This is a genomic window from Streptomyces griseoflavus (genome assembly GCF_014649995.1).
Classification (GTDB): domain Bacteria; phylum Actinomycetota; class Actinomycetes; order Streptomycetales; family Streptomycetaceae; genus Streptomyces; species Streptomyces griseoflavus.
This window is the reverse complement of the sequence record NZ_BMUC01000029.1, coordinates 19,627-27,588: the sequence shown is the minus strand read 5'-3', so window position 1 is coordinate 27,588 and position 7,962 is coordinate 19,627. Positions and strand designations below refer to the sequence as shown.

Below are 7,962 nucleotides of genomic sequence, written 5' to 3'. Positions count from 1 at the left end.
GGGCCGTTCACGGGTTCACCCCGGAACGGTTCACGAGATCCCGGTCAGACGGTCACCGTCTGACCGGGATCTCGTCGTTTGAGCTCCTGCTTGTGTGAAAGTCAGCCTGCCGGGCCGCTGGGAAGCGCGGCGGTCCGCGTCGGAACGGACCGGGGGTTGGGATGCGGACATGCCGCGGGGACCGCAGGCGTGGAGGCAGACTCCTGCGGTCTCGCGACGTGTCGGTTTTTAATTACTTGGAACGTGCCCACTCAGGGGCTACGGCTCAGCACCTGGGAGCGGGGCGCGACCGGCAAGCTGATCGTCGGGTAAGGCAGAAGAACATCGGTCGGCTCGAGGTCGAGGCCGGTGATCGCGCTCTGCTTGCTGGCAGCCAGATACTGCTCGAGTTCCTTGATGTTGTGGACCATGACGGTGATGGCGGACAGGAGAGTTTGGGCGACACGGCCACGGGGCTGACGTCTCTCGCGGGCGTGCAGGGCGGAGTCGACAGACTTCAGCCGCCCGTTGCCACCTTCGATGTGGGCACGCAACGTCTGGTAGGCCAAGGCCCAGGAGGGCGTCTGCCAAGGCAGTTCCTGCCGGGTGCGGGGCATGACGTGTGCCTGCACGGTGACGGAAGCCTGGCGGCAACACTTGGGGCGTTCGCCGAGCGGCATGTTCGGGGGCTCGACGGTGGGCTGGCTGGCGGGGTGCGCGGTGCGCTCCCTGCGGGCGTCGAGGTTGATGACGACCGGTACAGGCCCCTTCTTCGTCGGTGCGCCGCGGCCCTCGCGCTCCTGTGCCCAGGGGCAGTTGAGCTTGGTGATGGGGCAGGCAAACCGCTCGGTGCCGCGATCGTCGAGTGTTTCCTTGCGGGTGAGCGCGTACGCCTCGATCTCCTGCAGCTGTTCTCGAAGCGGGATACGTTCACGCTCGTTCTTCGCGCTGCGGATCTGCTGGTAGAGGTCGAGCAAGCGACGTGGAGTGAGGGGGCAGAAGAGGCGGCCCACTTTGGCAATTGCGCCCTGATGATGGTGCTCTGCCTGATCGGCGACCTGAGTCTTGGTGAAGTCGAGCACTGGCATGTAGCCGAGGGCGCGCATCGGCCGATGGAAGTTGTCCGGGAGGAGCTTCGTGTAAGCGCGGTCGGCCGCCGTGTAGCCACGCAACTCGGTGAGCTGGGCCAGCACAGCGCTGACGTAATGGGCGTGGCGGCCCATGTCCTTCTCGGGCGTGTGCAGCACCATGCCGAGGATCAGCTGCGGGTAGCGGCCGGCTCGGTCCGGGTCGGCGTGGGCCGCGATGGCGAGCGTGGCGCTGTAGCCGAACTCCCGGTCGCCACCTCCCTTGTAGTGCCAGTTGGCACTCGCCTCCAGAGCGGAGCGCTTGCGTGTGTGGGGACGGGCCCAAGTCGGCACGCAGGTGGTGTCGATCGCAGTGTCGCCGCGCCAGTGACGCATCAGGCCTTTGCCGAAGGCGATGCGGACCGGGGCGGTGACCAACCGGTTGGCGAGCTCTTCCAGACGGCGGAGAGCAGGCTGCCCGCGTTCACCGTTCCACTGAGCGGCCACTTTGCGACCTGCCGCCCTGGGAAGCCGACTGCGGCGCTGGTGCGGTGCAGCGTCCAGCAGCCGGTTCATACGGGTCCAGGCGCGGTGGAAGCGGTTATAAAGCGCATTGACCGCATCCTGGTCCTCGATGTCGCAGGTCGGAATGGAGAGGTGGGCGCGCAGTCGCCCGCTGGTGCCGAACGTGATGATCTCGAAGGCGTCGTCGAGATTGCTGCTGGTTCTTTCGTAGCTTGCGCAGACCAGCCCAAGCAGAACCAGACGGATGGGGTAGCCGGGCGGGCCCGGCAGGCCTGCAAACTGTGCCTCGATCATCTCCACGACGCCGCTCTGATGGAGCGTGCGCCGAAGCTTCACAACCTTGCTGTCGGCCATCTCGGACGGCTCGTGTGAGCGCGGGTAGGGGCGGCGGGGACGGCCATTGCCAGGTTGATAGCGGGGGTCGTCGGCGGGAGTTCTCATGTCGAGCCGCGCAGCATGCGGGCGGTGGCCGCGGTGGTGAGCGGGGGGACCGATGCCCGGTAGGGGGCCAGAGCGGCCGTCGACTGCATGCCCGCCGCCGCCGCGATGACATCTTCCGGAATGCGCTGGCGCAGCAGCTCGACAATCCAGGTGCTGCGCAGCCGGGCCAGTTTCAGGTCGGGAAGCCCCGAAGCACCATTCAGGGTCCGCTTCGCCCAGTTGGACACGCCGTTCTTCGGGTCGGCTACCTGGCGGTGAGGCAGGAACAGGTACCCGTCGCCAGCGGTGCGGGCTCGTGCGGCGAGGTCTTCCTCCCACATTGCCCGGCAGACCACCAGTCGGTCGCTGCCTGGCACTGCGACGACCACCGCCTCAGACGGCAAGACGGTGATGTCGGTGCCTCGGGTGGCCAGCACCTCGCGGCGGGCCAGACCGCAACCGGCACCGAGGGCCAGCAGCGCCAAGGCGCTCCCACCGAGGGCGGACGTGGGTGGCAGTGCGCGGGCCCACATCAGGTAGCGCGCGAGTTCCGGCGGGGTGTAAGGAGCGGCGCGCTGCCGCTTGGCGCTCATTCTGGGGGTGGGTTGCTGCCCGTACTCCAGCCAGAGCAGGGCTTCCCGGATACGCAGCAGGATGCTCCGGTACGTCTGGATGGAACTGCCCTCAAGCTTCGTCCGGGCGAGCAGGTAGCGCGTCATCACCTCCGGGGTCAGCCAGACCAACGGATCGCGAGCGATGCCGACCCGCTCGGCGTACATCGCCAGCCCGGAGAGCGCGAGCATCAGCTTCGACACGGGATACGGGACGGAATCGCAGGTCGCGGCGGCCACCATGCGAACTCCATCGGCGACCAGTGGCCACTCAGATGGTTTCTCCAACGGCTGGTAGCCAAGGATCGCGCCGCTCATATCCGTCTCCAAAGGGACACACCACGAGAAATGGCTACACAAGTGGCCACCTGTTTCGTGAGTGTGCACTTCGACAGTCAGGAGCGCATGCGCATGACCGGAGGACGAGGCCGCAGCGTGCCGCCGCGGGAGCTGGCTCGGGACCCGGAGAACTGGCCCGAGGCGACGTTCGTTGACCAGCCCCATGCCAGGGTGGTGCAGGCCGTCGCACAAGCCCTGACCAGGCAGATGGCCCTTCAAGGGCTGGGGCTGCGACGCGTTGCGGCCCTCAGTGGCGTCAACCGCCAGGCGGTCGCGAATCTCCTCGCCGGCAGTAGCTGGCCGGATGTAGCGACGCTGAGCCGTCTGGAGGACGGGCTCGGTGTGGGTCTCTACCCGGGTACCAATCATCCGGGATCGATGCATTGCTGAACCTCCGGAACCCGCACGGTATCTGTGCAGGCAGGACGGATTGGGCTCAGCACGCCACGGGCAGCCCGACGGTGGGCTACCCTCAAAAACGGCATGCAGAAGCCCCTAACCGGACTCACATGCTCGGTGCCGCCGAGACTGATCCCTTGGCGGCACCACCAATTCACCCCTCGTCCAGCGTCGTGCTGATCCTTCACGACATTGGACGTGCTGCTAGGCGCTGCTACTTATTGATCCACCTCCGCTCCGGTGTACAGGCCCGGTCCAACCTGCTTCAGGTATCCCTTGTCCACCAGGCGGTTAAGCCGGTGACGCATCCGCTCGATCTCTGCTCGAGGCGCACTCTTGTCGACGAGAGGGATGACGACGCCCTTGGGGCTCATTGGTCGATCTGCGGAAGCCACTAGCGTGACGACCTTCCGGTTCAGCTCCGTAAGTCGGCCATGGGGCCTCGAAGGCTCCTGCTTGCCCGTCCTGCGCCGCTGCTGTGCACCCGACTGCATGTCGGGGCTCGACTCTTCATCCGCCTCGGTGGCTTCTGAAGCGTCATCCGTGGAGGGCTGCGGAGGAGTTCCACTGCCGTTTTGGGAGGGTCGCCTGTTAGCGGGCGGCTCCTCGGGGGACACCTCTTCGAGGAGCTGAGCAGCGGTGCGCCGCGTGATTGCTAGTGCGGCCAGCTGTTCCTCCGTCTCGGCGATCTCCGCACGCAGCTGGTTGACTCGCTCCCGAGCGGCCTGTTCCTCCGCGTCGAGACGCTGAAAGAGCACCTCACTCATTGGCTGGCTCCACATCAGAAGCTGTGTCACTTACGGCAGTTGGGCGCAAGCTTTTCCGCACCTTGCAAGCAAGCCTCACTCTAGAGCCAGTGCGTGGCCTTGCGCCGGTTCTTGCAGGATTCGCCCCGGCGGGAGGGCGCTTCCCTGCAGGTGGCATCCGAAGGGCTTGCGTGGGCGTGGACTGCGTGGTGGCGGCGGCGAGGTATGCGTGTTCAAACTGGAGTTGCCGTGCGACGGACGGTTCGCCCACCGCTGTTGTCATAAGAGCTCGTAACACGATCATGGTCGGTGCTTCTTGAGCCACCTCCAGCAGGTGAGGCTGCAGGTGAGGGATACGAACGCGTCGTGGAGTTCGGTGCGGCGTTCCCATCGCACGGCGAGCCGCTTGAACTGGTGGAGCAGGGCGAAGGTCTGCTCGACGACGTAGCGGAGCTTACCCAGGCCCTGGATGTGGGTACGCCCTTCGGGAGATGACCGGCAGGATCCGGTGCTTGCGGAGTTCCTCGCGGTGGGGGTTGGAGTCGTAGTCTTTGCTGCCGAGCAGGGCTTCGGGGCGTCGGCCAGGGCGACCGGTGACGAGCGGGATGCCGCCGACCAGGGCGAGGGTCTGGGTGACGTCGTTGACGTTCGCTGCAGTGGTGCTGACCGTGAGTGGGGTGCCGCGCCCGTCGCAGATCAGGTGGTCCTACGTGTTGCCCGCATGTAGGGACCTCGCGAGCTGTGCACGAACCTCACCCGCGTACTGTGGCTAAGGGTTATCCCGTAACGATTGTGCAGGATGGCGTCGCAGCCGGTGATCGACCGGCTGCGGAGTCAGCCAAGGCCGGTTGCCCATGCCGTCAGAGCGGCGAAGTCGTCGATGGCAAGGCCGCATCGCGGGTCGACCCGGTGCAGTAGGGCGGGACCGTCGTGGTGTTCCTTCACCCACGTACGATCCGCCTCTGTGATCTCGTCGTCTACCCAGGCGAACGCACGGCCTTTCGCCCACACGACGATCTCGGGCGTCTTCCAGAACACACCGTCCCCGGGCTCGGGCCGCGGCGAGGGCCAGGGAATGAAGGGCAGCTCGGGCAATCCCAGGACTGGCGCGATGAAGGCGTTGGCTTCTTCCTCCCACGTCGTCGCCCACACCAAGTCGAAGGGAAGCGCATCCAGTGCCGGGCCGTGATCCGGGTTAAGCCACACCCGCAGCGGCTTCACAGGCTTGTTCGGCAGTCCCCACTCAGTCAGCCGGCGCCGCTCGGCGGCCTCCCAGCGAGGCGTCAGCAGGCGGTGCGTCTGATAGCCCTCGGGCCGGCGGTGCGGCTTGGCGGCATACGGATTCAGCGGTCCGTCCACATCCACCAACAGCACTGGGCGCACCAGCTCATCCACCTTGGTTCTGCGTCGCACAGTACCGGCGGGTGACGAGACCGCCCAGCAAAATTCCGGCAGGCTTAGATTCAACCGGTCAGAGCAACAGCGCTGGTTGAGGACGGTACACGTGGCGAGATTGGGTCGGCCGGGGATGTCGGACGAGATGAAGGCCGACCTGTGGCGGCGGTGGAGGCCCCGTACGTCGTGGCTGGGACGGTCGGCTCCACGGTTGTAGGCAGCCACTTTGGCGCGAGCCTCGAAGATCATGGCCCCAACGTCGTGCTTTACCGGGCAGGTCCACAGACTGCCCGACATGCCGGGAGCTTACGGGGCCATGATCACTCGCGCCAAAGCAGCTCCAGCCCAAAATCGCTCCGTCGACCTTCAAAACTCGACGCGCCCCGAAAAAGGGTACAGGCGACGATAGCACCCCTGAATCATTTAGGTCTATCATAGCGGAGAATCATATCCGAGGATTTTGGCAACCTTTCGTACCAACGAAACACCTAGAGCCCCTTGGCGCGCTGAGAAATTAATTGACTTAAATAGGACACGCGCTAGGTCGCGTCCGTGAGCATCGTTTAATTCGTCACCCGTCAGCGGCAGACCGTAACGCGCCAAAACAGCAGCCAATTCGTCAACGGTCGAGTACATAACGCCACGGAGTAGATCTGCCTGTACTGCCAAATGGAGAGTGAATTGCAGCCACTTAAAGTCACTCGTTCGAGCCGCGGCAGGGTACATCATTCCGTCTGCCTTGATGACTGGGGGTGCGATTGGATCGAACAAAGAATGGAAGAACTCCCGGTCGCATGTGTAGACACAGGAAGGAAGAGCAAATAGTTCCGGGTTTTTCGTCCTACGTCTGGCGGACTCTCCCCACAGAGAGGCCAGCCACACCAAGTCAGCATTAGGAGGAGGCTCCCGGAAGTCGCCCGCGCCAAACACTCTATTCATTGCGGCATCAGGGGTCAGGTGCCCAAAAGAGTCGACAATCTGTTCACTGATCAATTCAAAGGGTGCCCAAGTGCGGTTACGCAGGTGACAATGAAGCTCGTTGATGAGTTCGCGAACCGAAATCGGATCATTGATGACTACCGGGCGAGAAAAGTCGAAATCCCTCAAATCTCTAGCGAGCTCGATAAAGAGCATAGAAGGAGATACCAGTAGCGCCGGCCCTGCCGGGGGATATAGGCTATTTAACGCTAGGTCACACGTCAGTGCAGCAGCTACTAGCGTATTTGTGTTGTCGTTTTCCACTTCGCACGATTTAAGGAACAGATCGTACGCAACGCCGTAGACGCCAGCCAGATGATGCTCCATATCGGTATGCGTTCTGCCAGCCTCAGTCCAGTCAACGGCCAGCTTGAACATCTCTGAGACGCGAGCAGAGAACTCCATCAGGTGTCTTGCGCCAACAATCCATTGCCGATGGCTCACTACCCTATGCTGAGGCCTGTTCCGAAACATCTCATCTCGCCATTTAGGTAGCGAGAGTGGTAAGCCGGACGGGCCTGGAATGCTTTCCACCAAGTGGTCGGTCAGCGCCGAGGTTAAAAACCGAGTGGACAAACTGCCTCCAGCGTCCAGTTTTCGGTGATCACCGACTCTGCAGCCGAAAAATAATCTGCGAACCGCCTCGGCATGCTCCCAAATACTCAGCACGTCTCGGTATTTCGGCGACTTCGAAGCCAAAAGGGGGAGATCTTCTTCCTTCACGGAAGTTAGATCACCCATTCCGGCAATCACTGCACTCTCGAAGTGGAGAATGAGCGAGTTGTAAATACCGGCTGTCGTGCCGATATGTTGCAGCCAGTGGTGCCGCTCGTGAAGCAGCGTCGAAGTGGCACGCAAAATGCTCTCGGGTGCGGTGCTTTCTTGGGAAGGAATTACCCCCAAGTCGATTAATGCCGCAGTGGGGCTAAAGCTTCCGTGCGCGGATCGAAGCAGGATGGAGTCTGTGTCATTCCGGTAGCTGTTCAACCGAGACATGATTGACGATTTCCATAACCTTTCGGCCGTCTTTGACTGGTCCTTCGTACGTCACTGTAGTTCCTGTTTTGGACCGCCGCACCGTGATTTTTGCACGCCGACTCTTGATGAACTGAATCAGAGTGGCACTGGCCGCTGACGTGAATCCGGTGGAAGAAACTGCGATAATGATCGTATGGACCAGATCGGAGCGCAGCTCCGAAGTGTAAACATTGCCCTCTCGAAAGCTGACTCCAGGATCATCACCAAGCTCGTCCTCCAGATATTGGAGCGCGTCATGCTCGTAGCATTGAATCTCGATCTCGGTTTCCCAATCGCGTTCATTCAATCTCACGTATTTTCCGTTTCTGCGAGAAGGGTGAATCCGGCGGAAAGCTGACCTTACTCCGCCCCGTACTCTATCTTCTCGTCGGGGATCGTGTTGCGAAACCATAAAAATGTCAGGGGCTGCCCGCGGACGTTGCGCCGGGTCTCCATCGATGAATTCCAGCCAAGAGCTTTGATGCT

9 protein-coding genes are annotated in these 7,962 nt (G+C 62.7%); 2 read left to right on the top strand and 7 right to left on the bottom strand.

Annotation, left to right across the window (positions count from 1 at the left end; all coding sequences use genetic code 11):
* Positions 1-251: 251 nt before the first annotated feature.
* Both IE172_RS33545 and IE172_RS33540 read right to left on the bottom strand, forming a co-directional pair.
* Complete coding sequence (locus IE172_RS33545) at positions 252-1,925, bottom strand: hypothetical protein (RefSeq protein WP_190101143.1); 1,674 nt, start codon at positions 1,923-1,925, stop codon at positions 252-254.
* An 83-nt stretch (positions 1,926-2,008) separates the two neighbouring features.
* The gene (locus IE172_RS33540) at positions 2,009-2,920 is read right to left on the bottom strand and encodes a hypothetical protein (RefSeq protein WP_190101142.1); all 912 of its coding nucleotides are present in this window, start codon (positions 2,918-2,920) and stop codon (positions 2,009-2,011) included.
* 30 nt (positions 2,921-2,950) lie between these two features.
* Here IE172_RS33540 and IE172_RS33535 point away from each other — a divergent pair, with 30 nt between their 5' ends.
* Entirely contained in the window at positions 2,951-3,331 is a 381-nt protein-coding gene (locus IE172_RS33535; protein ID WP_229886725.1) for a helix-turn-helix domain-containing protein, read from the top strand.
* Positions 3,332-3,558: 227 nt separating this feature from the next.
* Here IE172_RS33535 and IE172_RS33530 read toward each other — a convergent pair whose 3' ends face one another.
* Complete coding sequence (locus IE172_RS33530) at positions 3,559-4,107, bottom strand: hypothetical protein (protein WP_190101141.1); 549 nt, start codon at positions 4,105-4,107, stop codon at positions 3,559-3,561.
* Positions 4,108-4,452: 345 nt separating this feature from the next.
* Between IE172_RS33530 and IE172_RS35210 the strand changes: the two genes are divergently transcribed.
* Positions 4,453-4,581: a hypothetical protein gene (locus IE172_RS35210; protein WP_268253498.1), complete on the top strand. Its 129-nt coding sequence runs from the start codon at positions 4,453-4,455 to the stop codon at positions 4,579-4,581.
* Here IE172_RS35210 and IE172_RS35400 read toward each other — a convergent pair.
* The 4 genes from IE172_RS35400 to IE172_RS33505 all read right to left on the bottom strand — a co-directional run bounded on the left by IE172_RS35400 (position 4,541) and on the right by IE172_RS33505 (position 7,789).
* Positions 4,541-4,783, bottom strand: coding sequence for a transposase (locus IE172_RS35400; RefSeq protein ID WP_368858556.1), 243 nt, complete (start codon positions 4,781-4,783; stop codon positions 4,541-4,543). The two genes, IE172_RS35210 and IE172_RS35400, sit on opposite strands and share 41 nt — an antisense overlap.
* A 137-nt stretch (positions 4,784-4,920) precedes the next feature.
* Entirely contained in the window at positions 4,921-5,472 is a 552-nt protein-coding gene (locus tag IE172_RS33515) for a hypothetical protein (protein WP_190101147.1), read from the bottom strand.
* Between the two features lie 441 nt (positions 5,473-5,913).
* Positions 5,914-7,446 carry a hypothetical protein gene (locus IE172_RS33510; protein WP_190101139.1) on the bottom strand — a complete coding sequence of 511 codons (1,533 nt, stop codon included), beginning with the start codon at positions 7,444-7,446 and terminating at the stop codon, positions 5,914-5,916.
* A complete protein-coding gene (locus IE172_RS33505; RefSeq protein WP_190101138.1) occupies positions 7,427-7,789 on the bottom strand; it encodes an effector-associated constant component EACC1 in 363 nt (120 codons plus the stop codon). The genes IE172_RS33510 and IE172_RS33505 overlap by 20 nt, the downstream gene beginning before the upstream one ends.
* Between the last annotated feature and the right edge of the window lie 173 nt (positions 7,790-7,962).